The 24,639-nt window shown below is 71.0% G+C and carries 23 protein-coding genes; 16 read left to right on the forward strand and 7 right to left on the reverse strand.

From position 1 onward, the window contains the following. The first annotated feature begins 447 nt into the window (after nucleotides 1-447). The 5 genes from AC068B_RS30195 (at nucleotide 448) to AC068B_RS30215 (ending at nucleotide 5,079) form a co-directional block, all read left to right on the forward strand. On the forward strand, nucleotides 448-2,109 hold the full coding sequence (locus AC068B_RS30195) for an ATP-binding protein (RefSeq protein ID WP_478674759.1): 1,662 nt from the start codon (nucleotides 448-450) through the stop codon (nucleotides 2,107-2,109). Continuing rightward, nucleotides 2,106-2,513, forward strand: coding sequence for a roadblock/LC7 domain-containing protein (locus AC068B_RS30200; protein WP_055556816.1), 408 nt, complete (start codon nucleotides 2,106-2,108; stop codon nucleotides 2,511-2,513). The genes AC068B_RS30195 and AC068B_RS30200 overlap by 4 nt, the downstream gene beginning before the upstream one ends. Beyond that, nucleotides 2,510-2,923: a DUF742 domain-containing protein gene (locus AC068B_RS30205; protein ID WP_478674760.1), complete on the forward strand. Its 414-nt coding sequence runs from the start codon at nucleotides 2,510-2,512 to the stop codon at nucleotides 2,921-2,923. The genes AC068B_RS30200 and AC068B_RS30205 overlap by 4 nt, the downstream gene beginning before the upstream one ends. After that, complete coding sequence (locus tag AC068B_RS30210) at nucleotides 2,904-3,527, forward strand: GTP-binding protein (RefSeq protein WP_478674761.1); 624 nt, start codon at nucleotides 2,904-2,906, stop codon at nucleotides 3,525-3,527. Before AC068B_RS30205 ends, AC068B_RS30210 begins: the two co-directional genes overlap by 20 nt. Before the next feature lie 64 nt (nucleotides 3,528-3,591). Next, entirely contained in the window at nucleotides 3,592-5,079 is a 1,488-nt protein-coding gene (locus AC068B_RS30215; protein WP_478674762.1) for a cytochrome P450, read from the forward strand. 3 nt (nucleotides 5,080-5,082) lie between these two features. On the opposite strand, the gene AC068B_RS30220 is transcribed toward AC068B_RS30215, so the two are convergent. Next, complete coding sequence (locus AC068B_RS30220) at nucleotides 5,083-6,027, reverse strand: RluA family pseudouridine synthase (RefSeq protein WP_478674763.1); 945 nt, start codon at nucleotides 6,025-6,027, stop codon at nucleotides 5,083-5,085. A gap of 177 nt (nucleotides 6,028-6,204) precedes the next feature. Between AC068B_RS30220 and AC068B_RS30225 the strand changes: the two genes are divergently transcribed. Continuing rightward, nucleotides 6,205-6,813: a GNAT family N-acetyltransferase gene (locus AC068B_RS30225; RefSeq protein ID WP_478674764.1), complete on the forward strand. Its 609-nt coding sequence runs from the start codon at nucleotides 6,205-6,207 to the stop codon at nucleotides 6,811-6,813. Here AC068B_RS30225 and AC068B_RS30230 read toward each other — a convergent pair. Together AC068B_RS30230 and AC068B_RS30235 are read right to left on the reverse strand one after the other, a co-directional pair. After that, nucleotides 6,810-7,646 carry a siderophore-interacting protein gene (locus tag AC068B_RS30230; protein ID WP_478674765.1) on the reverse strand — a complete coding sequence of 279 codons (837 nt, stop codon included), beginning with the start codon at nucleotides 7,644-7,646 and terminating at the stop codon, nucleotides 6,810-6,812. The two genes, AC068B_RS30225 and AC068B_RS30230, sit on opposite strands and share 4 nt — an antisense overlap. Nucleotides 7,647-7,698: 52 nt before the next feature. Continuing rightward, a complete protein-coding gene (locus AC068B_RS30235; RefSeq protein WP_478674766.1) occupies nucleotides 7,699-8,604 on the reverse strand; it encodes a 5'-3' exonuclease in 906 nt (301 codons plus the stop codon). Between the two features lie 297 nt (nucleotides 8,605-8,901). On the opposite strand from AC068B_RS30235, the gene AC068B_RS30240 reads away from it, so the two are divergent. The 5 genes from AC068B_RS30240 (at nucleotide 8,902) to AC068B_RS30260 (ending at nucleotide 15,216) form a co-directional block, all read left to right on the forward strand. Further along, the gene (locus AC068B_RS30240; RefSeq protein ID WP_478674767.1) at nucleotides 8,902-10,041 is read left to right on the forward strand and encodes a quaternary amine ABC transporter ATP-binding protein; all 1,140 of its coding nucleotides are present in this window, start codon (nucleotides 8,902-8,904) and stop codon (nucleotides 10,039-10,041) included. Beyond that, the gene (locus AC068B_RS30245; protein WP_478674768.1) at nucleotides 10,034-12,643 is read left to right on the forward strand and encodes an ABC transporter permease/substrate binding protein; all 2,610 of its coding nucleotides are present in this window, start codon (nucleotides 10,034-10,036) and stop codon (nucleotides 12,641-12,643) included. Before AC068B_RS30240 ends, AC068B_RS30245 begins: the two co-directional genes overlap by 8 nt. A gap of 157 nt (nucleotides 12,644-12,800) precedes the next feature. Continuing rightward, nucleotides 12,801-13,790: a hypothetical protein gene (locus AC068B_RS30250; protein ID WP_478674769.1), complete on the forward strand. Its 990-nt coding sequence runs from the start codon at nucleotides 12,801-12,803 to the stop codon at nucleotides 13,788-13,790. A gap of 105 nt (nucleotides 13,791-13,895) precedes the next feature. Next, entirely contained in the window at nucleotides 13,896-14,471 is a 576-nt protein-coding gene (locus AC068B_RS30255) for a helix-turn-helix domain-containing protein (protein WP_478674770.1), read from the forward strand. A 22-nt stretch (nucleotides 14,472-14,493) separates the two neighbouring features. After that, nucleotides 14,494-15,216, forward strand: a complete 723-nt coding sequence (locus AC068B_RS30260) for a helical backbone metal receptor (RefSeq protein WP_478674950.1) — start codon at nucleotides 14,494-14,496, stop codon at nucleotides 15,214-15,216. Here AC068B_RS30260 and AC068B_RS30265 read toward each other — a convergent pair. Then, nucleotides 15,185-16,312 (reverse strand): TDT family transporter, encoded by a 1,128-nt coding sequence (locus AC068B_RS30265; RefSeq protein ID WP_478674771.1) that lies wholly within the window; start codon nucleotides 16,310-16,312, stop codon nucleotides 15,185-15,187. The genes AC068B_RS30260 and AC068B_RS30265 overlap by 32 nt on opposite strands. 70 nt (nucleotides 16,313-16,382) lie before the next feature. Here AC068B_RS30265 and AC068B_RS30270 point away from each other — a divergent pair, with 70 nt between their 5' ends. After that, nucleotides 16,383-17,357, forward strand: a complete 975-nt coding sequence (locus AC068B_RS30270; RefSeq protein ID WP_478674772.1) for a LysR family transcriptional regulator — start codon at nucleotides 16,383-16,385, stop codon at nucleotides 17,355-17,357. Between the two features lie 79 nt (nucleotides 17,358-17,436). After that, entirely contained in the window at nucleotides 17,437-17,886 is a 450-nt protein-coding gene (locus AC068B_RS30275) for a DNA-binding protein (protein WP_478674773.1), read from the forward strand. Between the two features lie 25 nt (nucleotides 17,887-17,911). Here the strand turns inward: AC068B_RS30275 and AC068B_RS30280 are convergent, their stop codons facing one another. From AC068B_RS30280 to AC068B_RS30290, 3 genes are all read right to left on the reverse strand, one after another. Beyond that, entirely contained in the window at nucleotides 17,912-18,613 is a 702-nt protein-coding gene (locus tag AC068B_RS30280; RefSeq protein WP_478674774.1) for a gamma-glutamyl-gamma-aminobutyrate hydrolase family protein, read from the reverse strand. 22 nt (nucleotides 18,614-18,635) lie between these two features. After that, nucleotides 18,636-20,081, reverse strand: a complete 1,446-nt coding sequence (eat, locus tag AC068B_RS30285; RefSeq protein WP_478674775.1) for an ethanolamine permease — start codon at nucleotides 20,079-20,081, stop codon at nucleotides 18,636-18,638. A gap of 143 nt (nucleotides 20,082-20,224) precedes the next feature. Next, nucleotides 20,225-20,974: a FadR/GntR family transcriptional regulator gene (locus AC068B_RS30290; protein WP_356258381.1), complete on the reverse strand. Its 750-nt coding sequence runs from the start codon at nucleotides 20,972-20,974 to the stop codon at nucleotides 20,225-20,227. 75 nt (nucleotides 20,975-21,049) lie between these two features. Between AC068B_RS30290 and AC068B_RS30295 the strand changes: the two genes are divergently transcribed. From AC068B_RS30295 to AC068B_RS30305, 3 genes are read left to right on the forward strand one after another with little or no spacing between them, the layout of a single operon-like run. Continuing rightward, nucleotides 21,050-22,420: a glutamine synthetase family protein gene (locus tag AC068B_RS30295; RefSeq protein ID WP_478674776.1), complete on the forward strand. Its 1,371-nt coding sequence runs from the start codon at nucleotides 21,050-21,052 to the stop codon at nucleotides 22,418-22,420. 7 nt (nucleotides 22,421-22,427) lie between these two features. Continuing rightward, nucleotides 22,428-23,780: an aldehyde dehydrogenase family protein gene (locus AC068B_RS30300; protein ID WP_478674777.1), complete on the forward strand. Its 1,353-nt coding sequence runs from the start codon at nucleotides 22,428-22,430 to the stop codon at nucleotides 23,778-23,780. 4 nt (nucleotides 23,781-23,784) lie between these two features. Continuing rightward, nucleotides 23,785-24,564, forward strand: a complete 780-nt coding sequence (locus AC068B_RS30305) for a 3-oxoacyl-ACP reductase (protein ID WP_356258389.1) — start codon at nucleotides 23,785-23,787, stop codon at nucleotides 24,562-24,564. Nucleotides 24,565-24,639: the final 75 nt, after the last annotated feature.

Genomic DNA, 24,639 nt, shown 5'->3' on the forward strand with positions numbered 1-24,639 from the left:
TGTGGTGCAGTCCTAGACAGCTCCACCACACCGGAGGTCTTCGCCATGATCAAGCCCCGCCAGCGTTAACAACGCTCGTGATCAATACACCTAGGGCCTCTGTCGCGTCTGCGGGCGCGTCCCTCGACCAGGTGGTCGTCGGGCGCGCCCGTTCGGCTTTTCCCGGACGTTCGACGTGTCACTCCATGTGTTCGAATGATCGCCAGCTGTGCAAAAGTGCAGAGTGTATGCCTCTTGACGCCCGCTCTGCAGAGGGTTGCCGAATATGACTCGGCGATGATTCCGGCGGACTAAGCTCGCCCGGAGCGCGGCGAGTTGGACGCGTTACGACGCTTTCGCGCGCTTGTTCCCCAATCTTTCGATCGTTCGTTTCGTCATCCCCCTCCATATGTTCTGTCATCCCCCAAAGACGTCATATCCCCCAAGACGAGTGTTCAGAGGGCATACATGGTGAGTGTTCAATCGCCTCCCGGTGGCCGAGAAGTCCCTTACGCGCGCGTGTTGTTGTTGCCTGCCATGCTGATGGCGGCGGCGACCGGAGCCGCCGTCGCCTCGGTGTCGGAGCCGGCCCGGCCCGCCGTCGTCTGGTGCGGCGCCGTCGCGACCCTCATGGTCATCGCGGTCGGCGCCGAAGCGGTACGGCGCGGCCGGACCATCCGGGGGCAGCGCACGCAGTACGCACAGCGGCTCGCCTTCCTCGAACGGCGCATCGCATCCCACGACGACGAGACCGTGCGCCTGGGCCGGGAGATCCTGCCCGACGCGCTCTGGCGCCTGCGGCAGGGCGAATCGCCCGTGGAAGTCGTCCGCAACGTCGTCGACAAGAACGAGGACTACTGCGAACTCCCCGACTCGCAGCGCGATTTGCTTCGCTCCGTCCTCGAAACCCTGGACCGCGAGGAAGCGATGCGTGAATCCGCGCAGCGCGCCTTCGTCAACATCGCCCGGCGCGTCCAGTCGATCGTCCACCAACAGGCCGCGGAACTGCGCGAAATGGAGGAGTTCCACGGCCGCAACCCCGAGGTCTTCGACGACCTGCTGCGCATCGACCACGGCACCGCACTGATCGGCAGGCTCGCCGACTCCATCGCGGTGCTCGGCGGCGCCCGCCCCGGCCGCCAGTGGCCCAAGCCCGTACCGCTGTTCAGCGTGTTGCGCGGCGCGATGTCCCGGATCCTCGACTACCCGCGCGTGGAGCTGCACTCGATCGCCAACGTCGCGATCCACGGCACCTCCGTCGAACCGCTCATCCACGCCTGCGCCGAACTCCTCGACAACGCCACCCGGTACTCGCCCCCGCAGACCAAGGTGCACGTCACCGCCGTCGAGGTGCAGACCGGCATCGCCGTGGAGATCGAGGACGGCGGCGTCAGTCTCAGCGAGGAGGCGCGGGCCCGCGCCGAGCGCATGCTGGAGCAGGCGCAGGCGGGCATCGACCTCAACGACCTCGGTGAGACGCCCCGCCTCGGCATGGCCGTCGTGGGCCGCCTCTCACAGATGTACAACCTCCAGGTCTCCCTGCGGCAGTCCGCTTACGGCGGCGTCCGCGCGGTCCTCATCGTGCCGCGCGAGATGATCACCACCGGGCCCGCGCCCGGGCTCGCCCACGGCATCGGCGCCTCCGCCGTGCCCCGCGTGGACAACAGCGGCCGCACCATCGAGGAACCGGCCCGCAACATCCGCCGCAAGAAGCCCCGCGTCGTCACCGCGGGCCCGCCGCTGCGCTCCCCGCTCACCGCGACCATGGAGGACGACGTCCCCGAGGTCACCGAGTGGACGCCCGGCGGCCTGCCGCAGCGCCGAAGCCGGGTCAAGGTCTCCCTCAGCGAGCGGTACGCGCAGGAGGCCGAGGCCCAGCGGATCGCCGAGGCGCATGCCGCGGCGACCGCACAGCCCCCCGCGCCCAAGCGGGAGGAGCCCGAACCGGGCCTCTGGATCGAGGCGTTCATGAAGGGCGTCAAGGGCGAGGACCCGGCCGACCCCACTGACGCCGACCCACTGCCACCACACGCGGCCACCCCGGAGGGTTCCACGACGGACAGCTCCTTCCCGCCGGGGGGAACCACCCGGAACAACCACGGCAGCGCCGACGAGAGGGACTGGCAGTGATCCAGCAACGCGCCAATTTCGACTGGATGCTGAAGGAGCTCGCCGACGGGGTGCCACAGACCCGGCAGATCGTGGTGCTCTCCGCGGACGGTCTGCGCATCGCGCGCTACGGCGGCGATCCGGACGCGGCCGACCGCATCGCCGCGGCCTGCGCGGGGCTGCAGAGCCTCGCCGCGGCCGTGGCCACCGAGATCCCGCACAGCGACGGCGGCATGAAGATGGTCATCATCGAGATCAACGGCGGGTACTTCTACCTGATGGCCGCGGGCGCGGGCGCCTACCTCGCGGTGCTCGCCGACGAGACCGTCGACGCGGGCCTCATCGGCACCCGCATGCGTGACCTCGTCGTACGCATCGGGGCACATCTGACGAGCCCGCCCCGGCGCGACGGGCAGGCCGTATGACTCCTCCGCAAGAACCCCCTCGCGGCCCGCAACAGGGCGATGTCCCGCCGCAGCGCGACGCAACCCCCCAGCGGGAGCGCCGCAGCCCCGAGAATCCGGAGCGGCTGTACATCCTCACGGGCGAGGACTCCGAGCGGGCACCGCTCGACCTCGTCACCCTGATCGTCGCGCAGGGCGAGGCGTCCCCCACGGCCCAGCCCGAGCACTCGGCGGTACTGCGGCTGTGCGCGACGCCGCTGTCCGTCGCCGAGCTGTCGGCCTACATGGCGCTGCCGTTCTCCGTCGTGACCGTCGTCCTGACGGAGTTACTGGCGACCGAGCTCGTACAGGCACGCGCCCCCATCGTCCGCTCCGCGCTCCCCGACCGATCCCTTCTCGAAGCGGTGATGCATGGACTTCAGAAGCTCTAAGAACACGGACACGATCACCGGTCCCCGCAGTGAGGACGTCCTGCCGCACACGGCCACGGCCGCCGTGAAGGTCGTGATCGTGGGCGGGTTCGGGGTCGGCAAGACGACGATGGTCGGTTCGGTGAGCGAGATCCGCCCACTGACCACCGAGGAGACGATGACCCAGGCGGGCATCGGAGTCGACGACAACTACGGCTCCGAGTCCAAGACGGCCACCACCGTGGCGATGGACTTCGGGCGCATCAGCATCTCCGAGGAGCTCGTCCTCTACCTCTTCGGCACCCCCGGCCAGGAACGCTTCTGGTTCCTGTGGAACGGCCTCTTCGAAGGCGCGCTCGGCGCGGTCGTGCTCATCGACACCCGCCGCCTGGAGGTCAGCTTCGACGTCATCGGCCGCCTTGAGGAACGCGGCGTGCCGTTCGTCGTCGCCGTCAACGACTTCCCCGACGCGCCCCATCACCCGGTCGAGACCCTGCGCAGGGCGCTCGACCTGGAGGCCGCCGTGCCGATCATGGCGTGCGACGCCCGCCGCAAGGAGTCGAGCAGGGACGTCCTGATGACCCTGATGCGCTACCTCCACTCCCTGACCGTGGCCCGCGTCTGACCGCGCCCGCACCCCGTTACCCAGCCCCCCCGGCCCCCCTTCAGTGAAATCCGGAGCGACGACAGTGACGACTCCTCCCCCCTCCTGGCCCGGCACCGATGCCACCGACCACACGGCCGCCGCGCCGCCCGGCTGTCCCGCCCACGGCCTCGGCCCCGGCGGCCTGCGCCGCATCTACGGCCCCGAGGCGGACACCGACCTCGCGGGTCTGTACGAGAAGCTGCGCGCCGAGCACGGCGCGGTCGCGCCCGTGCTGATCCACAACGACGTGCCGATCTGGGCGGTGCTCGGCCACAGCGAGAACCTCCACATGGTCCGCACCCCCTCGCAGTACACCCGCGACTCGCGCAGCTGGCGGGCCGTGCAGGACGGCAGCGCGGGCCTCGACCACCCGCTCGCGCCCGTCTTCACCTGGCAGCCGATGTGCAGCTTCGTCGAGGGCGACGAGCACCAGCGGCTGCGCGGCGCGGTCACCGGCGCCATGTCGGGCATCGACCACCGCGGCATCCGCCGCTACATCAACCGCTATACGAACCACCTGCTCAACGACATCTGCCAGGACGGCCACGCCGACCTCGTCAGCCAGTTCGCCGAGCATCTGCCGATGATGGTCATGTGCCACGTCCTCGGCATGCCCGAGGAGTACAACGAGCGGATGGTGCAGTCCGCCCGCGACATGATCAAGGGCACCGAGACCGCCATCGCGAGCAACGCGTACGTGATGGAGGTCCTGATGGGGCTGGTGGCGCGGCGCCGCGCCCACCCCGAGGAGGACTTCACCAGCAGTCTCATCGCGCACCCCGCGCAGCTCACCGACGACGAGGTCGGCGCGCATCTGCGCCTGGTGCTCATCGCCGCGTACGAGGCCACCGCCAACCTCATCGCGAACGTGGTGCGGATGGTCCTCACCGACCCGCGCTTCCGCGCCCAGCTCAGCGGCGGCCAGATGACGGTCCCCGAGGCGGTCGAGCAGTCCCTGTGGGACGAGCCGCCGTTCAGCGCGATGGTCGGCTACTTCGCGAAGCAGGACACCCAGCTCGGCGGCCAGCGGATCCGCGCGGGCGACGGCCTGATCATGGGCATCGCGCCGGGCAACGTCGACCCGGTGGTCCGGCCCGACCTCGCCGCCAACATGCAGGGCAACCGCTCGCACCTCGCGTTCAGCGGCGGCCCGCACGAATGCCCCGGCCAGGACATCGGGCGTGCCATCGCGGACACCGGCGTCGACGCGCTCCTGATGCGGCTGCCGGACGTCGAACTGGCCATCGACGAGCGGGATCTGCGGTGGACGTCGTCGATCATGTCCCGGCATCTGGTGGCGCTGCCGGTGAAGTTCGCGCCGCGCCCGCCGCAGGACGTGATGGCCCGACCCTCGGCGCAGATGCCGACACCGCGCAGGGACTGGCAGGTGTCGTCCCCGCCGCCGCGCCGCCCGGAGCCCGCAGCCCCGGCCGCTCCGTCGACGGCGGCGCCCGCCGCGGCCCCGGCGCCCGAGGCCGCCCCGCCCAAGGGGGCGTGGCAGCGCTTCCTCACCTGGTGGCGCGGCCACTGACGGCTACCGCGCCCAGGTGTCGTACGCCTCCCAGGTGCCCAGCGTCCGCCCGCTGGTGAAGCGGTGTGCGACGCCCGTGACCGGGTCCGTGAACTCCAGGGTGCGCGCCAGGAGCTGGAGGGGCCGCCGGAAGTCGTCCGGCGGCACGGGTCCGGTCACCACGGGGTAGACCGGGTCGCCGAGGATCGGCAGGCCCAACGCGTTCATGTGGACGCGGAGTTGGTGGGTGCGGCCGGTGTGCGGGGTGAGGCGGTAGCGGCCGAGCCCGGCGCGGTGACCGACGAGCTCGATGCGGCTCTCGCTGTTCGGCTCGGCGCCCGCCACCTCGTACGCAGCGATGATGCCGCGCTCCTTCACGATGTGGCTGCGCACGGTCCGCGGGAGCGGTACGTCCGGGTCGTACGGCGCCACGGCCTCGTACTCCTTGTGTACGCGGCGGTCCCCGAACAGCGTCTGGTAGGCGCCGCGTTCCTCGGGCCGCACGATGAACAGGAGCAGTCCGGCGGTCAGCCGGTCCAGGCGGTGGGCGGCGCCGAGCGCCGGGATGCCGAGTTCCCTGCGGAGCCTGGCGAGGGCGGTCTGGGTGACGTGGCTGCCGCGCGGCATCGTGGCGAGGAAGTGCGGCTTGTCCACGACGACGATGTGCTCGTCGCGGTGGACGACGTCGAGGGGGAACGGGACCGGGACCTCCGCGGGGAGGTCCCGGTGGAACCAGACGGAGGCGCCCGGCAGGTAGGGGGTGTCCGGGGTGACCGGTGCGCCGTCCGCGCCGACGATCCTGCCGTCCCGCACCATCGCGTCGATGACGCCGGGCCCGGCCGCGAGCCGCTCCACCAGATGGTCGCGCACGGTCGGCCAGGTCCCGTCGAGCGGAAGTGCGACCCGGACGGGGTCGATGCCGTCGCGCTGGGGGAGCGGGGCGGGCAGAAGGCGGCGCTTGCGTCTCATCAGGGGGTCAGCGTACGGGGCGCCGCAGGCCAGGGGGTATGGGCGGTGACGGTGGGGGTGTTCGCGGGGTTTCTGGGGCGGGTGGGTGTGCGGGGCGCGCGGGGGCCGGGCCCGCAGGCTCATGTGCGCCCCGGAAAACCACTGCCGTCGCCCGTGCCCCCCTGGCACCATGCGCCCATGCCCTTCAAGATCTCCGACATCGTCGCGGCCGGTGCCCTCGCCCGCCGTGCGCAGCCGACGCTCCCCGCTCCCGGCGGCCTCGTCCTGCGCCCCTGGTCGGCCGCCGACGTGCCTGCCGTGTACACGGCGTTCCAGGACCCCGTGATACAGCGCTGGCACGCGCGCGTGGCCGACTCCGAGAGCGAGGTGCGCGGCTGGATAGAGGGCTGGCGCAAGGCGTGGGCGGACGAGCGCGACGCGTACTGGGCGATCGCCGACGCGGAGACCGACGCGCTCGTCGGGCGGGTGGCCCTGCGGTGCATCGTGCTCGGCGACGGCCAGGCCGAAGTCGCGTACTGGACCATGCCGTCGGCGCGCGGCCGGGGCGTCGCGCCGCGTGCCGTCGAGGCGCTCTCGGAGTGGGCGTTCGACGAGGTGGGCCTGCACCGCCTGGAGCTGACCCACTCGACGGCGAACGAGGCGTCGTGCCGCGTCGCCTTGAAGACGGGGTTCGCGGCGGAGGGCACGAAACGGAGTGCGCTGCTGCACGAGGACGGGTGGCACGACATGCATCTGCACGCCCGGATCAAGGGTGATGTGCCGCCCGCCCCGCCGGAAGGCGCCTAGGCCGCCTTCTCCTGCTCCGCCTCCACCTGCGCGTTCCACTCCCGCTTGGAGGCCTGCCAGCCGTCCTCGTTGTGGCCGAGGCGCCAGTAGCCGGAGATGGAGAGGCGCTCGCGGGGGATTTCGTGCTCGATGCGCAGGTAGCGCCGCAGCTCCTTCACGAAGCCCGCCTCGCCGTGCACGAAGGCCTGCAGCTCGCCCTCCGGGAACTCCAGGGAGCGGACGGCCTCGATGAGGAGCTCGCCGACCGGGCGGTCGCCGCGGTGCAGCCAGACGACCTCGGCGTTTGTCGCGATCTTCTGCTCCTCCTCGGGGCCCTCGACCTCGATGAAGACGCGGGCCACCGCGCCCTCGGGCAGCGCCTCGGCCGCCGCGGCGATGGCGGGCAGGGCGCTCTCGTCACCGGCCAGCAGGTGCCAGTCGGCGTCCGCGCCCGGGGCGTACGCGCCGCCCGGGCCCTGGAAGCGCACCGTGGCGCCCGGCTCGACGGCCCGTGCCCACGGACCCGCGAGACCCTCGTCGCCGTGGATCACGAAGTCGAGGGCCAGCTCCCGGGTCTCGGCGTCCCACCAGCGCACCGTGTACGTCCGGGTCACCGGCCACTGCTCGCGCGGAAGCTCCTCGCGGATGCGCTGCAGGTCGAAGGGCTCGGGATAGGTGACGCCCTCGGCGTCGAAGAGCAGCTTCACATAGTGGTCGGTGCACCCGGCGGTGGTGAACTCGGCGAGGCCCTCGCCGCCGAGGATGACGCGCTGCATGTGCGGGGTCAGCCGCTCCGTGCGGACTACCTGTGCGACATGGGCCTTCGGTGCTTTGCGTGCCGGACGTTCTGCCATGGCGGCGGCCTCCCCTGATCCACAATTACTTAGGCTTACCTAAGCTAACACCTCAGGAGTGAAGGGTGGAGAGCAGGCGCTGCAGTGAGCCGCCAAGGCCCCACCGGGCCGCCAGCTCGTCGAGGGCCGCGGGATCGCGTGGCGCGTGCGGAAGCGCGAGGTCCACATCGGGCAGGGGGACGTCGCCCGCCACGCGTACGACCTTCGGGGCGACCGCGACATAGGCGCGCGACTCGTCGAGCCGCCTGCGCTGCGACGGGGTGAGTTTCGACTTCGGGTCGTCGACGGCGGCCATGATCCCGGCCAGATCGCCGAAGGCGTCCAGGAGCTTGGCCGCCGTCTTCTCGCCGATGCCGGGCACGCCGGGCAGCCCGTCGCTCGGGTCGCCGCGCAGCAGCGCCAGGTCGACATAGCCGGGCCCGTCCACGCCGTACTTCTCGCGGAGCCACGCCTCGTCCGTCGTCTGGAGGGTGCCGACGCCCTTGAGGGGATAGAGGACGCGGATGCCGCGCTCGTCGTCCACCAGCTGGTAGAGGTCGCGGTCGCCGGTGACGATGTCGACCGGGCCCGTGGCGCGGGCGGTGAAGGTGCCGATCACGTCGTCGGCCTCGTACGCCTCGACGCCCACGCGTGCGATGCCGAGCGCGTCGAGGACCTCCTCGATGATCGGCACCTGCGGGGAGAGCGTGTCCGGGATCTCCTCGGCGTCCGCGCCCTGCGGGACCTCCTCGGCGACGCGGTGCGCCTTGTACGAGGGAATGAGCTCGACCCGCCAGTGCGGGCGCCAGTCCGCGTCCATGCAGGCGACCAGGTCGTCCGGCCGGTGGTCCTGGACGAGGCGGGTGATGAAGTCGAGCAGCCCGCGCACGGCGTTCACCGGAGTGCCGTCCGGGGCCTTCACGGACTCCGGGACCCCGAAATAGGCCCGGAAGTAGAGGGAAGCCGTGTCGAGAAGCATGAGCCGTCGTGTTCGCTGAGTCACATCGCGCATCATGCCGCACGGCACTGACAGTGCGAACGTGCAGCGCACGGCGGCGCGGCCGCGTTGCGCATCGCGCCGAACCGTGCCCACAGCGCAACGAATGTGACCTGGACCACTCCTTGGTTTGTTCTGTGTAAGCACGGGAAGGTGCGCACTCGGAGCGAACCCGGTCGCAAATTCAACTTTTCGATCGGTAAGCGGGCAGACCCCGTGCCGCTCCACGGCCCGCCGGCGGGGGAGGCGGGCCGTCTTGGTTCAACCCGAGAGGTGTATGTGTCCAGGCTGCAGGCCGAACACTTGTACAAAGTGTTCGGCAGACGACCCGATGACGCGGTGGAGAAAATCCGCCACGGAGCCGACCGAGAGGAGCTGCGAGCCGACGGCACCACCGCTGCCGTCATCGACGCCTCCTTCGAGGTCGAGCCGGGCCAGATCTTCGTCGTCATGGGTCTCTCCGGATCCGGCAAGTCCACGTTGCTGCGCATGCTCAACGGACTGTCGGAGCCGACGGCCGGCCACGTCCGCTTCGACGGTCAGGACCTGACCGAGCTGAGCGCCCGCGAGATGCGGGAGGTGCGCTCCAAGAAGATCAGCATGGTCTTCCAGCACTTCGCGCTCTTCCCGCACCGCAGTGTCCTGGAGAACGCCGGTTACGGCCTCGAGGTGCAGGGCGTGCCCCGCGCCGAGCGCGAGAAGCGCGCCACCGAGGCGCTGGAGCTCGCGGGCCTCAAGGGCTGGGAGAAGTCCTGGCCCGACGAGCTGTCCGGCGGCATGCAGCAGCGCGTCGGCCTGGCCCGCGCGCTGGCCACCGACGCCGACCTGCTCCTCATGGACGAGTCGTTCAGCGCGCTCGACCCGCTGATCCGCCGTGACATGCAGGACCAGCTCCTGGTGCTCCAGAAGCGGCTGAAGAAGACCATCGTCTTCATCACCCACGACCTCAACGAGGCCATGCGCCTGGGCGACCAGATCGCCGTCATGCGTGACGGCCGCATCGTCCAGATCGGCAACGCCGAGGACATCCTGGTCACCCCGGCCAACGACTACGTCGCCGCGTTCACGCAGGACGTCGACCGCTCCCGGGTGCTCACCGCGGGCGCGATCATGGCCGACCCCGACAAGGGCTTCGTGCAGGCCGACGCACCCGCGACGGTCACCGAGGGCACGCCCATCATCGAGCTGTTCACCCCCTGCTCCACCAGCGAGGTGCCGGTCGCCGTGACCGACGCCGACGGCAAGCTCGTCGGTGTCGTGCCGCGGGCCAGGCTGCTCGCGGTGCTCGGCGAGCCGATGCAGTCGGAGACCGAGGCGGAGCCGCAGGACGCGGCCCCGGCCTCCGTACCCGCCCAGGACAAGGGCGACGCCCAGGGCAAGGGCGACAAGAACGCGGGCAAGGTGAGCAGCGGTGCCTAGAATTCCTTTCGGCGACTGGGTCAATGACGCGGTCGAGTGGCTCAGAACCCACATGGACTGGCTGTTCTCGTTCGTCAAGACGATCTTCCAGAACATGTGGGACGGCGTCTTCGACGTCCTCTCGGGACCCGAGCCGCTGATCATGGCGGGCATCCTCGCCATCATCGCGTTCTGGCTGCGCGGTCTGACCGGCGGTGTCCTCTCCTTCGTGGGCTTCGCCTTCATCGTGTCCCTGGAGTTGTGGGACAACGCGATGATGACGCTGGCCCTGGTGCTCGTGTCGACCTTCGTGGCGCTGGTCATAGCCGTGCCCGTGGGCATATGGGCGGCCCGTTCCAAGACGGTCAGCGGCATCGTCAGGCCGGTCCTCGACTTCATGCAGACGCTGCCCGCGATGATCTACCTCATCCCGGCGCTGCTGTTCTTCCGCATGGGCGCCCCCGCGGGCATCGTCGCCACGATCGTCTTCGCGCTCGCCCCCGGCGTGCGCATGACCGAGCTCGGCATCCGCCAGGTCGACAAGGAGCTGGTCGAGGCCGCCGACGCGTTCGGCACCACGCCCCGCAACACCCTGTTCCGCGTCCAGCTGCCGCTCGCGCTCCCGACGATCATGGCCGGTGTCAACCAGGTCATCATGCTCGGCCTCTCCATGGCGGCGCTGACCGGCATGGTCGGCACCCCGGGCCTGGGCGCCGACGTCAACGCGGCCATCGGCCAGCTCGACGTCGGTCTCGGCGCGGAGGCGGGCGTCTCCATCGTGATCCTCGCCATCTACCTGGACCGCGTCACCAGCGGCCTGGGCGGCCAGGTCTCCCCGCTCGGCCGTCGTGCGCTCGCCAAGCTGCGGGCCGCGCAGGGCCTGAACATCTGGAACTACCGCCCCCGGCCCGTCGTCGCGATGGTCGGCGTCGTCGTCCTCGCGCTCGTCGCGGGCGGCATGAGCATCTTCGGTGGCAGCAAGTCCGAGACCGTGGCCGACTCCAAGAACGTCGGTCAGGGCAAGGAAATCAACATCGGCTACATCAACTGGGACGAGGGCATCGCCTCCACCTTCCTCTGGAAGGAGATCCTGGAGCAGCGCGGCTTCAAGGTGAACGCCAGCCTCCTGGACGCGGGCCCGCTCTACACCTCGCTCTCCCAGGGCGACGTCGACTTCCAGACCGACTCGTGGCTGCCGACGACGCACGCCACGTACATGAAGAAGTACGGCGACAAGCTGGAGGACCTCGGCGCCTGGTACGACCAGACGTCGCTGGAGCTGACCGTTCCCTCGTACATGAAGGACGTCAACTCGCTCGCCGACCTCAAGGGCAAGGGCGACAAGTTCGACGGCAAGATCACCGGCATCGAGCCGAGCGCCGGTGAGATGCAGCTCCTGAAGAGCAAGGTCCTCAAGGCGTACGGCCTCGACAAGGAGTACAAGGTCGTCGACGGCTCCACCACCGCGATGCTGTCCGAGCTGAAGGCGGCGTACGCGAAGAAGGAGCCGATCGTCGTCCCGCTGTGGTCGCCGCACTGGGCGTACAACGACTTCGACCTGAAGAAGCTCAAGGACCCGAAGGGTGCCTGGGGCAAGGGCGACGGCGTGCACTCGCTGGCGCGCAAGGGCTTCTCCAAGGAGAACCCGCAGGTCGCCAAGTGGCTCAAGAACTTCAAGATGGAAGAGAAGCAGCTCACCAGCCTTGAAGCGGAGATCAACAAGGCGGGCAAGGGCAAGCAGCAGGACGCCGTGCGCACCTGGCTGGAGAAGAACCCGAAGGTCGTCGACAAGCTGGCCCCGCTGCCGAAGAACAGCGGCGGCGAGGAGAAGAAGCGTCCGCTGAAGGCCGCGTACTTCGCCTGGGACGAGAACATCGCCGTCACCAACCTGTGGAAGCGCGTCCTGGAGAAGCGCGGCTACAAGATGGAGCTGACGCCGGCGGACGTGGGCCCGGCCTACACCGGTCTCGCGCAGGGTGACCTCGACCTCAACCTCGACGCCTGGCTGCCCACCGCGCAGAAGACGTACTGGGACAAGAACAAGGCCAACCTCAAGGACCTCGGTTCCTGGTACAGCCCGACATCCCTGGAGGTCGCGGTCCCGGACTACGTCAAGGACGTGAAGTCGCTCGAGGACCTCAAGGGCAAGGGCGACAAGTTCAAGGGCAAGATCATCGGCATCGAGCCGGGCACCGGCGTGATGCAGGCGCTCAAGGACAAGGTCCTGCCCGGCTACGGCCTCGAGGACGAGTACGAGATCGCCGCGGGCTCGACCCCCGCGATGCTCTCCGAGCTGAAGACCGCGTACTCGAAGAAGGAGCCGATCGCGGTTCTGCTCTGGTCGCCGCACTGGGCGTACAGCGAGTACGGCCTGACCAAGCTGAAGGACCCCAAGGGCGGCTTCGGCAAGGGCAACACGATCCGTTCGCTCTCCAGCAAGGACTTCCCGAACCAGTACCCGCAGCTCACGAAGTGGCTCAAGAACTTCAAGATGAGCGAGAAGGAACTGGCCAGCCTGGAGAACGAGATCAACAAGGCGGGCAAGAACAACGAGCCGAAGGCCGTTGACGCCTGGCTGAAGAAGAACCCGGGCTTCGAGGAGAAGATGACCTCCGCGAAGTAGCTCCACCGGTCAGCAGTGCTTGAAGGGGTGGGCCTCGCCTTGTGGCGAAGCCCACCCCTTCCGGCGTTCCTGCGGGGACCGTCGATTCCCTACTCTCGACTGGGCCTCATCTCGAACATCTGAACGCCATCGAACATCCGAACGTGAGAACCCGCCCGTGACCGCAAGGCAGCCAAGGACCGCGCTCTTCGTCGCCGCCGCCGCACTGGCCCTGGCCGCCGCCCTGCTCGTCGCGCAGCTCGCGCGGGCCGACACCGCCCCCGCGTCCGCGGGCACCGCCCGGCTCGCCGCCCTCGCCGAGGACGTGACCGCCGCCGACGGCCACCGCTACGACGCGCGCGACCACACCGGCCGCACCATGGACGCCGCGCAGATCGAACAGGCCAAGGACGGCAGCTACCTCGCCGTCTACCACACGCTCCTGGCCGACGGCCGCTTCCACGCGGCCGTCGCGACCTCCACCGACCTGCGCCACTGGCAGCGCCGCCACGACTTCGGCCCCGGCACCCACCAGGCCTCACTCGCGCACGACGGCCGCGGCGGATACGTCCTCGCGTACGAGAGGGACCCCCGCAACCACATCGCGGTGCGCGCCTACGCGAACCTGGCCGCCCTGCTCGACGGGCGCGCCCGCCGCGCCTTCGACGCACCGCTGACCCTCTCGCGGTGCGCCGAGGGAACCCCGAGCATCACCGCAGTGCGCGGCGCCACGATCCACCTCACCGGGCACTACCGCGCGGGCTGCGACACCGACCGCCAGCTGCGCGCCACCCTCACCGGCTTCCGGCACTGGCACGCTGAGCCCGACCGCCGCCTGGACCGTGCCGTGCGCGCCTGGGGGAACGGAGGCAACATCGGCGACCGGGCGCCCGTGGACCTCGCCGGGCAGCGCGTGGTCCTCGTCGAGGGCCAGGGGCGGCGGGGCAACTTCGGCAGCTGGGGCACTTACGCGTACGACCCCGCAAGCGGCCGCGCGGACCGCCTCGACATCCGCACGCACGGCGGCAGCCGCGCCTTCGCCAACCCCTCCGCGACCCTGCTCACCGACCCGCGGGGGCGCCCGGCCCTGCTCGTGAGTCTGTTCGTACCGGCCGAGCGTTCCGCCTCCGGCGAGTCCGGACAACTGCTCTACTGGCACGAGCTGTAGGAAGCGGTCTCGGCAACGGGGCAAAACAGTTTGGCGAACATGCGTAGGGTGCAGAAAACCCCTCAGGGTTGAGAGCGGGCCGATGCGCTGAAGGGAGTCGAGGCGATGGACGAGCACAAGGAGACGCTCCGGGTGGGCTCGGCGGTGCGGCGGCGCCGTCGGCAGCTGGAGCTCACCCTCGCGGTCGTAGCCGAGCGCAGCGGCCTCTCCGTGCCCTTCCTGAGCCAGATCGAGAACGAGCGGGCCCGGCCCAGCACGCGCTCCCTGCAGCGCGTCGCCGACGCCCTGTGCACCACCGACGTGGAGCTCCTCGCCGCCGCCGACCCGGCCCGCACGGTCGAGGTGGTGCGCGCCGCCGACGACACGGACCTGGGCACCTCCACCCCCGACGCGCGCGTCCGCGAACTGGCCCGCGGCCACCACCAGTTGCACGCCCTGGAGTTCATCGGGGACCACGACGAGGGACGCGAGTTCCAGCACCGCAACGACGAGCTGATGTACGTCGTGGAGGGCGCCGTGGAGATGGAGGCCGAGGGCCGGGCCTACCGCCTCGGGCGCGGCGACACGCTGTTCCTCACGGGCGGGGTGCGGCACCGCTGGCGGGCCACCGTGCCGGACACCAGGGTCCTGGTGGTCGCCGTGGGGGACCACATTGAAGCCGTGGACGACAAGGGGCGCTGACGTGTCCCGCGCGCGTGGCCCGCTGCGGGTCGTCTCGCTGGTGCCCTCGCTGACCGAGGCGGTCGCCGTCACCGCGCCGGACGTGCTGGTCGGGGCGACCGACTGGTGCAGCCATCCGGCCGGACTCGACGTCACCCGGGTGGGCGGCACCAAGAACCCGGATGTGCCCCGCATCGTCGCCCTCGCGCCCGACCTCGTCGTCGCCAACGAGGAGGAGAACCGCGAGCCCGACCTGGCGGCGCTGCGCGCGGCGGGCGTCGACGTCCTCGTGACCGAGGTGCGGACGCTGGACCAGGCCTTCCACGAGCTGGCGCGGGTCCTCGCGGCGTGCGGGGCGGAGCGGCCGCGGTGGCTGGCGGAGGCCGAGGCGGCGTGGGGGCGGACTCCGCGCCCCACGGCCCGGCTGCGGGCGGCCGTCCCCATCTGGCGGCGGCCGTGGATGGTCCTTGGCCGCGACACCTTCGCGGGGGACCTCCTCGCGCGCCTCGGCGTCGACAACGCGTACGCCGCTCACGCCGAGCGGTACCCCCGTGCGCCCATCGAGGAGCTGACCTCCGCGGACCTCGCCCTCGACCTGGTGGTCCTGCCCGACGAGCCGTACCGCTTCACGCCCGACGACGGCCCCGAGGCGTTCCCGGACACACCGGTCGCGCTGGTCGGAGGCCGCCATCTCACTTGGTACGGGCCGTCACTGGTCGAGGCTCCGGCGGTCCTCAGCGAGGCGCTGCGAGCAGTCGTCCGCTGAGAGCGCCCTTCAAGGTGTGGGCCAGGGCGATGGCCCAGGCGGTCACGAGGAACACGAACAGGCCGGTCGCGAGCCAGTCGAACACCGCCAGGCCGGTGTGGTTGCCCAGGCCCTCCGCGCCGGTCACGCAGGTGCCGACGGGGAAGGTGAACGCCCACCAGGTCATCGCGAAGCCCATGCCGCGGCGCCGGGCGCGCACCACCATGGCCCCGGCCAGCGCCAGCCACATCAGGGCGAAGCCCATCACGGGCACGCCGTACAGCACGGCGAAGACGAGGAAGCCCCGGTCGAGGGGGGCGGGCACGACGCCGGGTGCGAAGTCGGCGAACTTGTTGGTGGCGGTCGTCGACTGGCCCAGCGGGCCGAGCACCAGGAACAGGGTGGGGGTGAGGGCCAGGGGCAGCGGGCCCGCGGTCACCAGGCGGGCGAAGATCACCGGCAGCATCACCAGGGTGGCGAGCAGGCTCAGGCCGAACATCGCGAAACACGCGTACAGCATCGTCTGCTGGGCCTGGCCCGTGGGCAGGTGCGGGACGAGCAGCGGGCCGACGGCCGCCGAGACCATGGGGGCCACCACCGGCAGCAGCCACACGGGTGAGGCCTGGTCGGCGGCGATGCGGTGCCGGACCACCATCAGATAGGGGATGGCGACGGCGGCGGCGAGCCCTATGAGGGTGCCTGCGGTGAACAGCACCGTGTCGACCGCGACGGCGGCCTCCGTGCCGATCCAGTCCTTGCCGACGATCAGGGTGCCGCCGCCGACGGCGAGCAGCGCCATCGACAGGCAGCCGTAGAACGGGGCCACGGTCGGGTCGAGGAGGTGGGTGCGGGCCTGGTCGCGGTGGTGGATCCAGTGCGCGGCACGGGCGGTGAGCAGGACGGCGAGCATCACGAAGGACAGCGCCCACACGATCGTGCAGCCGGTGCGCAGTCCAGCGAACTGGTACGGCAGCGTCGCGCCCGCGTTGGCGATGATGGCGGTGCCCATGACGGAGGCGTACCAGTTGGGTCCGAGGTGGCGGACCGCGAGGGCGCGGCGTGCGGTGGCCGTGGGGGAGGCGCCTGCGGAGGCGCCGGGGTAAGCGGTGGTGACCATGTGTCCACGGTCGTACGGGTGGGGGTCCACCGCCAGGGAGCACGCATCTATGAGGACATAAGCTGGCTTTATGAGTACGTCCCCTGCGTCCCCTGCGTCCCACAAGTCATCCGGTGTCCCTGAGGCGTCGCTCGCGCACCGCGTGCCCGATCTCGGGGCGCTCCAGCTGCTGCTCGCCGTGGCCAGGCTCGGCAGCCTGGGGCGGGCCGCGCGGGAGCTCGGCATCACCCAGCCCGCGGCCAGCAGTCGGGTGCGGGCCATGGAGCGGCAGCTCGGCGTGGCCCTCGTCGACCGGTCGCCGCGCGGCTCGCGCCTCACGGACGCGGGCGCTCTGGTCACCGACTGGGCGGGGCGGATCGTGGAGGCGGCGGAGGCGTTCGACGCGGGGGCGCAGGCGCTGCGGGTGCGGCGGGACTCGCGGCTGCGGGTGGCGGCCAGCATGACGATCGCCGAGTATCTGCTGCCGGGCTGGCTGATCGCCCTGCGCACCCAGCGCCCCGACACGGCGGTTTCGCTGCTCGCGGGCAACTCCGCGGCCGTCGCGTCCCGGCTGCTCTCCGGCGAGGCGGACCTCGGCTTCGTCGAGGGGCTCACCGTGCCTGGCGGGCTCGACGAAGTGGTCGTCGCGCACGACCGCCTGGTCGTCGTGACGGCGCCGGGGCACCCGTGGGCCCGGCGCAGGAAGCCGCTCGGCGCCGAGGAGCTGGCCGCGACGCCGCTGATCCTGCGCGAGGAGGGCTCGGGCACCCGGCAGGTCCTGCACGCGGCGCTCGGCGGCCTGGCCCGCCCGCTGATCGAGCTGTCGTCCACGACGGCGGTGAAGGCGTCCGCGGTGAGCGGCGCGGGCCCCTCGGTCCTGAGCGAGCTGGCGGTGGGCGAGGAGCTCGCGGCCCGGCGCCTGGTGGAGATCCCCGTGGCGGAGGTGCGGCTGCGCAGGGAGCTGCGGGCGGTGTGGCCGACGGGGCACCGTCCGGCGGGGCCGGGGCGGGATCTGCTGGCGTTGACGCGGAGCGGTGGGACGGGGGCCGGAGGGCGCAGGTCCTGAGCTTACGCCCGTAGGAGGCAAACAAAGTGTTCACAACGAACTGTTGACTACAAGGGGTGTGTCATCCCATGCTGGACGCATGCCGAACCCCGAACAGCGGCAGCCCCAGGCCGCCGACCCCTTCACGCCCCCGCACCCGGACGAGGCCCGCGCCCGGCGTGCCTACGCCTCGCTGATGCGCATCGCCGAACGGCACGCGGCCGACGACGCGCAGCGCAAGCGGCAGGTCCACCCCACCGTGCTCGGCCCGCACGAAGCGGTCCGGATCGTGTCGTTCCTGCTCAGCGGGGCCGCGAAGGCCGTCGAGGACGAACCGGACGTGGACCACGCCGACATCACCGCGGCGCTCACCCTCCTGCCGATGGCCCGCGGCGAGATGGACGAGCTGGAGACCGGCCTCCTCCAGATGGCGCGCGGCCGCGGCATGACCTGGCCGGAGATCGCCTTCGGCCTCGGCCTCGGCACCCCACAGGCGGCCCGGCAGCGGTACGAGCGGCTGGTGTCGCGCACGGCTGCGGAGGGGGAGTAGGGCATCACCGTGACCGCAGCCCGGCTCAGGACGCGGCTCGGACCAGTGCCGCCATGACGCGCGCGTCCTCGCCCATCTCCGGATGCCACTGCACGCCGAGCGCCCAGGCGGGCTGGGGGAGCTCGACCGCCTCGACCGTGCCGTCCTCCGCGTACGCCGACACCACCAGGTCCCTGCCGAGGCGGTCCACCGCCTGGTGGTGGTAGGTCGGCACGTCCGTGGACGCGTCCGGCACGATCGACTCGTAGAGCGTGCCGGGGACCGGCTTCACCGCGTGCGTGCCGAACACGCCGATCCGCTCCACGTGTCCTTCCATGTGCTGGACCAGCGTCCCGCCGAGCGCCACGTTCATGAGCTGCATGCCCCGGCAGATGCCGAGCAGCGGCGTGCCCGACGCCAACGCGGCCTCGATCAGCGCCAGTTCCCACGCGTCCCGCTCCCGCGCGGGCGGCCCGGTGCGCTCCTCGCGCGCCGCGCCGTACCGCTCGGGCTCCACGTCGGGCCCGCCCGCGACGACCACGCCGTCCAGCCGGGCGACGACCTCGGCGGCGTACGAGGGGTCGTCCGGCGGCAGCATCGCGGTGAGGCCGCCCGCCGCCCGCACCAGGCGCGGATATCCGGCGGGCAGCACGGCCGCGGGGAGCTCCCACACGCCCCAGCTCACCTTGGCCTCCAGATAGGTGCTGACCCCGATCAGCGGCCTGCCGCTCACTGCGCTCTTCCTCACCGTTCTCCTTCGGCCGTGCTGATCAGTTGCGTTCCAACTCTGCCTCGGCGGCGGCGAGCGCCGCGAACTCCTCCTCCGGTGCGCGCGCCACCAGGTGCTTGCGGCTGTAGATCCCGAAGTAGGCGATGGCGACCACGTACACCCCGAGCGCGATGAGCGCCGCCGTCACGTCCACCAGGAACGTCGCGACCAGGGCCGCACAGGCGAGGACCAGCGCCACGGACGAGGTCAGGATGCCGCCGGGGGTGCGGTAGGGCCGCTCAAGGCCGGGCTCGCGGCGGCGCAGCACGATGTGCGAGAGCGACATCAGCGCGTACGAGATGGTCGCGCCGAACACCGCGACGTTCAGCATGCGGGCGCCGTCACCGGTCGCCGCGGCCAGCCCGAAGCCGATCGCGCCCGGCACGAGCAGGCCCAGGTAGGGGGCCTTGCGGCTGCTGGTGAGCGAGAGGAAGCGGGGGAGGTAGCCCGCCCGGGAGAGCGCGAAGAGCTGGCGCGAACCTGCGTAGATGAGGGAGAAGAAGGAGGCCACCAGGCCCGCGAGGCCCGCGTAGTTGACGATGCGGCTGAGCGTCGTCGCCTCGCCGTCCGGCCGCAACGCCTCGACCAGCGGGTTGCCCGCGCCCTGGATCGCGTTCGCGCCGCGCGCGCCGGACGACGCGAAGAAGGTGAGGAGCGCCAGGACGATGAGGATGGCCATCGACCAGCGGATCGCGCGGGGCAGGGTGCGCGCCGGGTCCTTGGTCTCCTCGGCGGCCAGCGGTACGCCCTCCACGCCGAGGAAGAACCACATGCCGAACGGGAACGCCGCCCAGATGCCCAACAGGCCCATCGGCAGCCAGGAGTTGGAGCCGAAGGCGTCCGCCTCGACGGGGATGTCGTTCAGCTTCGACGCGTCGAAGTCCATGAACGCGCCGACCGCGAAGATCAGCAGCGCCGCCACCGCGATGCCGGTCACGACGAAGCTGAAGCGCAGCGCCTCGCCGACGCCCCACAGATGGATGCCGATGAAGATCACGAAGCAGGCCAGATAGACGGGCCAGCCGGAGCTGAGGCCGAAGAGGCCCAGCGACTCGACGTAGTCACCGATGAAGATGGAGATCGCGGCCGGCGCCAGGATGTACTCGATGAGGATCGCCGTGCCGGTCAGGAAGCCGCCCCAGGGGCCGAGCGCCCGCCGCGCGAAGCCGTAGCCGCCGCCCGCCGTCGGCAGGACGGACGAGAGCTCGGCGAGCGAGAAGACCATGCACGCGTACATCACGCCCATGAGGGCCATGGCGATGCCGAGGCCGCCGAAGCCGCCCTCCGCGAGGCCGAAGTTCCACCCCGAGTAGTCGCCGGAGACGACATAGGCGACGCCGAGGCCGGTGAGCAGGAGCCAGCCCGCGCTGCCCCGGCGCAGCGTCCTGCGTTCCAGATAGTCGTCCGCCGGTTCGGCTTGTTTCGGCGGGGTGGAATCCATGGTCATGGCACGGCTCCTATGCGGCGGCACTGCGGCTTGGCGGCGGGGTGACTCAATGGAACGGATACATACCTTTGCCGGGTGCATACCTTTGCCGTGCCGGGTGGGAGAAAGCAAGCCCCTTGCGTTACCCGGTGGTTAACAGCGCCTCACGTCAGGAAGCCGCGCAGCAGCGCCGCCGTCCCCGCGCAGTGCTCCCGCATCATTTCCCGCGCGCCGTCCGCGTCCCCGTCGAGCACCGCCTCGACGAGCGCCGTGTGCTGGCGCTGCGAGTGCTCCAGGTTCCGCACGAGCAGCGGGATGCAGTCCAGGAGGTCGTTGACGGTCGCGCGGACCGCCGCGTACTGGGCGGTGAGCGTCGGTGACCCGCACAGTTCGGCGAGCGTGAGGTGCAGCAGGGTGTCCTGGCGCCGGTACTCCGCCAGGGGTGCGTCGTGCGTCCGGGTGAGCGCCGTGCGCAGGCGGTCCGCCTGCTCGTCGGAGAGGCCGTGTGCCGCGCACAGCCCGGCCGCGCCGACCTCCAGGACCTCGCGGAACCGCAGCGCGTCCTCGACGTCGACGTCCTTGATGCGGCGGCGCAGCTCGTCCTCGCCCGGCGCCTCGGGGCGCGGCCGCACGAACGTGCCGCCGTACCGCCCGCGCCGCGACTCGACCAGGCCCTGGTCCTGCAGCACCTTGAGGACCTCGCGCAGCGTGACCCTGCTGATGCCGAGCCGGTCGGCGAGCTCCCGCTCCGACGGCAGGCGTTCGCCACCGGGCACCAGGCCGAGGCGGACGACCTGGAGGATCTGCTCCAGGGCCTCCTCGAAGCCGTTGCCCGCCCGCACCGGGCGCAGCACCGCCGTCAGGCGCTCGTCGTCCGGTGCGGACGCCGCCGTGCCCTCTTCCGTGTGCGACATGTCCGTACCCCCTTCCCAAGCAATGGTTCTCGGCAATACCTTATGGCTCCCGGCTGACCCAAGGAGGCTTTTCCCGTGGCAGACCGCACACCCCCGCTGGCCGTCGAGGAGCTGAAGGCCCTCGTCGCCAGTGGCGAGATCGACACAGTCGTCCTGGCCTTCCCCGATATGCAGGGGCGGCTCCAGGGCAAGCGGTTCGCCGCCCGCTTCTTCCTCGACGAGGTCCTCGAACACGGCACGGAGGGCTGCAACTACCTCCTTGCCGTCGATGCGGACATGAACACCGTCGACGGCTACGCGATGTCCTCCTGGGACCGCGGCTACGGCGACTTCGCCATGCACGCCGACATCTCCACCCTGCGCCGGGTCCCCTGGAACGAGGGCACCGCGATGCTCATCGCGGACCTCGCCTGGAACGACGCCTCGCCCGTCGTGGCCGCGCCCCGGCAGATCCTCCGCCGCCAGCTGGACCGGCTCGCGGAGCTCGGCTACACCGCGCACGTCGGCACGGAGCTCGAGTTCATCGTCTTCAAGGACACCTACGAGCAGGCGTGGGACGCCGGGTACCAGGACCTCACCCCCGCCAACCAGTACAACATCGACTACTCGGTCCTCGGCACCGGCCGCATCGAGCCCCTCCTGCGCCGCATCCGCAACGACATGGCGGCCGCCGGGCTCGTCGTCGAGTCAGCCAAGGGCGAGTGCAACCCCGGCCAGCACGAGATCGTGTTCAAGTACGACGAGGCCCTCGTCACCTGCGACCAGCACGCCATCTACAAGACCGGCGCCAAGGAGATCGCGGCCCAGGAAGGTGTCTCCCTCACCTTCATGGCCAAGTTCAACGAGCGCGAGGGCAACTCCTGCCACATCCACCTCTCGCTGCAGGACGCCGAAGGCACCAACGTCATGGCGGGCTCGGCACGGGATCCCGGTGGCATGTCGCCCGTCATGCGCCACTTCCTCGCGGGCCAGCTCGCGGCGCTCCGCGACTTCTCCCTCCTCTACGCGCCCAACATCAACTCCTACAAGCGGTTCCAGCCCGGCACGTTCGCGCCGACCGCCGCCGCCTGGGGGTACGACAACCGCACCTGCGCGCTCCGCGTCGTCGGCCACGGCCGCTCGATGCGCTTCGAGAACCGGCTGCCAGGCGGAGACGTCAACCCGCACCTCGCTGTCGCCGGGCTCGTCGCCGCGGGCCTGTACGGGATAGAGCAGAAGCTCGAACTGCCCGAGGAGTGCACCGGCAACGCCTACACCGGCGAGTACGAGCACGTCCCCACCACCCTGCGCGAGGCCGCCGAGCTCTGGGAGAACAGCCCCATCGCCAAGGCCGCCTTCGGCGACGAGGTGGTCGCGCACTACCGCAACATGGCGCGGGTCGAGCTGCAGGCCTTCGACTCCGTGGTGACCGACTGGGAGCTCCGCCGCTCCTTCGAACGCATGTGAGGCACCCTTGCTTGAGGTACTGAACCCGGCGACGGAAGAGGTTGTCGCGACCGTCCCCGCCGCCACCGTGCAAGACGTCGACGCCGCCGTCGCCCGCGCCGCGCGGGCCCAGGAACAGTGGGCCGCGGCCGCCCCCGCCGACCGGGCCAGGCTCCTGCGCCGCTTCGCCGCCCAGGTGGACGAACACCTCGAAGAACTCGCCCAATTGGAGGTGCGCGAGGCCGGTCACGTCATCGGCAACGCGCGCTGGGAGGCGGGCAACGTCCGCGACCTCCTGGACTTCTCGGCCGGGGGAGTGGAGCGTCTGAGCGGCCGTCAGATCCCGGTCCCCGGCGGCCTGAACGTCACCGTTCTCGAACCCCTCGGGGTCGTGGGCGTCATCGCGCCGTGGAACTTCCCGATGCCGATCGCCGCGTGGGGCACAGCCCCCGCCCTCGCGGCGGGCAACGCGGTGATCCTCAAGCCCGCAGAGACGACGCCGCTCACCGCGCTCCGCCTCGCCGAACTCGCCCTGGCGGCAGGCCTGCCCGAAGGCCTCTTCCAGGTCCTGCCCGGCGAGGGCGGCGTCGCGGGCAACGCGCTGGTCGAGCACCCCGGCGTCGCCAAGATCGTGTTCACCGGCTCCACCCGCGTCGGCAAGCAGATCATGGCCACGTGCGCCGACCGCGTGAAGCGCCTGACCCTCGAACTCGGCGGCAAGAGCCCCAATATCGTCTTCGCCGACGCCGACGTGGAAGCGGCCGCGCTGGCCACCCCCATGTCGTATCTCGACAACTCGGGCCAGGACTGCTGCGCCCGCACTCGCGTCCTGGTCCAGCGCTCGGTGTACGACCGCTTCATCGAGGTCGTGACGCCCGCGATCGAGTCCATCGTCGTGGGCGACCCCGCCGACGAGAAGACCCAGATGGGCCCGCTGATCTCCAGGACCCAGCTGGACCGCGTCCGCTCCTACGTCACCCCCGGCGACGGCATCCATGGCACGGCGCCCGAGGGTCCCGGCTTCTGGTTCCCGCCGACGCTGCTCACCGACGTGGACCCGGAGTCCCCGGTAGCCGCGGAGGAGGTCTTCGGGCCCGTCGCCGTCGTCATCCCCTTCGAGGACGAGGCCGACGCGATCCGGCTCGCCAACGCCACCGACTACGGCCTCTCCGGCTCGATCTGGACGCGTGACGTCGGGCGGGCCCTGCGGGTGTCCGGGGGAGTCCGGGCAGGCAACCTCTCCGTCAACTCGCACTCCAGCGTGCGCTATTGGACCCCGTTCGGGGGTTACAAGCAGTCCGGACTCGGCCGTGAGCTCGGCCCGGACGCGCTCGCCGCTTTCACGGAAACCAAGAACGTCTTCATCAGCACGGAGGCCTGAACCCATGTCAGAAAACATCTGCCGCCGCCTGGTAGGCCGTACCGCCGTCATCACCGGCGCGGGCAGCGGCATCGGCCTCGCCACCGCGCGCCGCCTCGCCTCCGAGGGCGCCAACGTCGTGTGCGGCGACATCGACGAGACGGCGGGCAAGGCCGCGGCCGAGGAGGTCGGCGGGACCTTCGTGAAGGTCGACGTCACCGACGCCGAGCAGGTCGAGGCGCTCTTCAAGACGGCCTTCGACACCTACGGCTCCGTCGACATCGCCTTCAACAACGCGGGCATCTCGCCGCCCGACGACGACTCCATCCTGGACACCGGCCTGGAGGCCTGGAAGCGCGTCCAGGACGTCAACCTCACCTCCGTCTACCTGTGCTGCAAGGCCGCCATCCCCTACATGCGGCGCCAGGGCAAGGGCTCCATCATCAACACCGCGTCGTTCGTGGCCCGGATGGGCGCGGCGACCTCGCAGATCTCCTACACCGCGTCCAAGGGCGGCGTCCTCGCCATGTCCCGCGAGCTCGGCGTGCAGTTCGCCCGCGAGGGCATCCGCGTCAACGCGCTCTGCCCGGGGCCCGTCAACACCCCGCTCCTCCAGGAGCTGTTCGCCAAGGACCCCGAGCGCGCCGCGCGCCGCCTCGTGCACATCCCCGTGGGCCGCTTCGCCGAGGCCGACGAGATGGCGTCCGCGGTGGCGTTCCTCGCCAGCGACGACTCCTCGTTCGTGAACGCCACGGACTTCCTCGTCGACGGCGGCCTCACCGGCGCGTACGTCACGCCGCTCTAGGCCCCACCGGACAGTTCACCTCAGGGCCACCCACCCGTCAGCCGGGCGTCGCACGACGCCCGGCTGACCTGCGTA

The sequence above is a fragment of the Streptomyces sp. NPDC042371 genome (genome assembly GCF_056437465.1).

What these genes read in the sequence shown, in the direction of transcription:
- AC068B_RS30220 (WP_478674763.1), bottom strand. Translation starts at nt 6,027, where the DNA reads ATGAGACGCAAGCGCCGCCTTCTGCCCGCCCCGCTCCCCCAGCGCGAC.
- AC068B_RS30235 (WP_478674766.1), bottom strand. Translation starts at nt 8,604, where the DNA reads ATGCTTCTCGACACGGCTTCCCTCTACTTCCGGGCCTATTTCGGGGTC.
- AC068B_RS30305 (WP_356258389.1), top strand. Translation starts at nt 23,785, where the DNA reads ATGTCAGAAAACATCTGCCGCCGCCTGGTAGGCCGTACCGCCGTCATC.
- AC068B_RS30290 (WP_356258381.1), bottom strand. Translation starts at nt 20,974, where the DNA reads ATGTCGCACACGGAAGAGGGCACGGCGGCGTCCGCACCGGACGACGAG.
- AC068B_RS30270 (WP_478674772.1), top strand. Translation starts at nt 16,383, where the DNA reads ATGAGTACGTCCCCTGCGTCCCCTGCGTCCCACAAGTCATCCGGTGTC.
- eat (WP_478674775.1), bottom strand. Translation starts at nt 20,081, where the DNA reads ATGACCATGGATTCCACCCCGCCGAAACAAGCCGAACCGGCGGACGAC.
- AC068B_RS30195 (WP_478674759.1), top strand. Translation starts at nt 448, where the DNA reads ATGGTGAGTGTTCAATCGCCTCCCGGTGGCCGAGAAGTCCCTTACGCG.
- AC068B_RS30225 (WP_478674764.1), top strand. Translation starts at nt 6,205, where the DNA reads ATGCCCTTCAAGATCTCCGACATCGTCGCGGCCGGTGCCCTCGCCCGC.
- AC068B_RS30210 (WP_478674761.1), top strand. Translation starts at nt 2,904, where the DNA reads ATGGACTTCAGAAGCTCTAAGAACACGGACACGATCACCGGTCCCCGC.
- AC068B_RS30230 (WP_478674765.1), bottom strand. Translation starts at nt 7,646, where the DNA reads ATGGCAGAACGTCCGGCACGCAAAGCACCGAAGGCCCATGTCGCACAG.
- AC068B_RS30205 (WP_478674760.1), top strand. Translation starts at nt 2,510, where the DNA reads ATGACTCCTCCGCAAGAACCCCCTCGCGGCCCGCAACAGGGCGATGTC.
- AC068B_RS30275 (WP_478674773.1), top strand. Translation starts at nt 17,437, where the DNA reads ATGCCGAACCCCGAACAGCGGCAGCCCCAGGCCGCCGACCCCTTCACG.
- AC068B_RS30255 (WP_478674770.1), top strand. Translation starts at nt 13,896, where the DNA reads ATGGACGAGCACAAGGAGACGCTCCGGGTGGGCTCGGCGGTGCGGCGG.
- AC068B_RS30265 (WP_478674771.1), bottom strand. Translation starts at nt 16,312, where the DNA reads ATGGTCACCACCGCTTACCCCGGCGCCTCCGCAGGCGCCTCCCCCACG.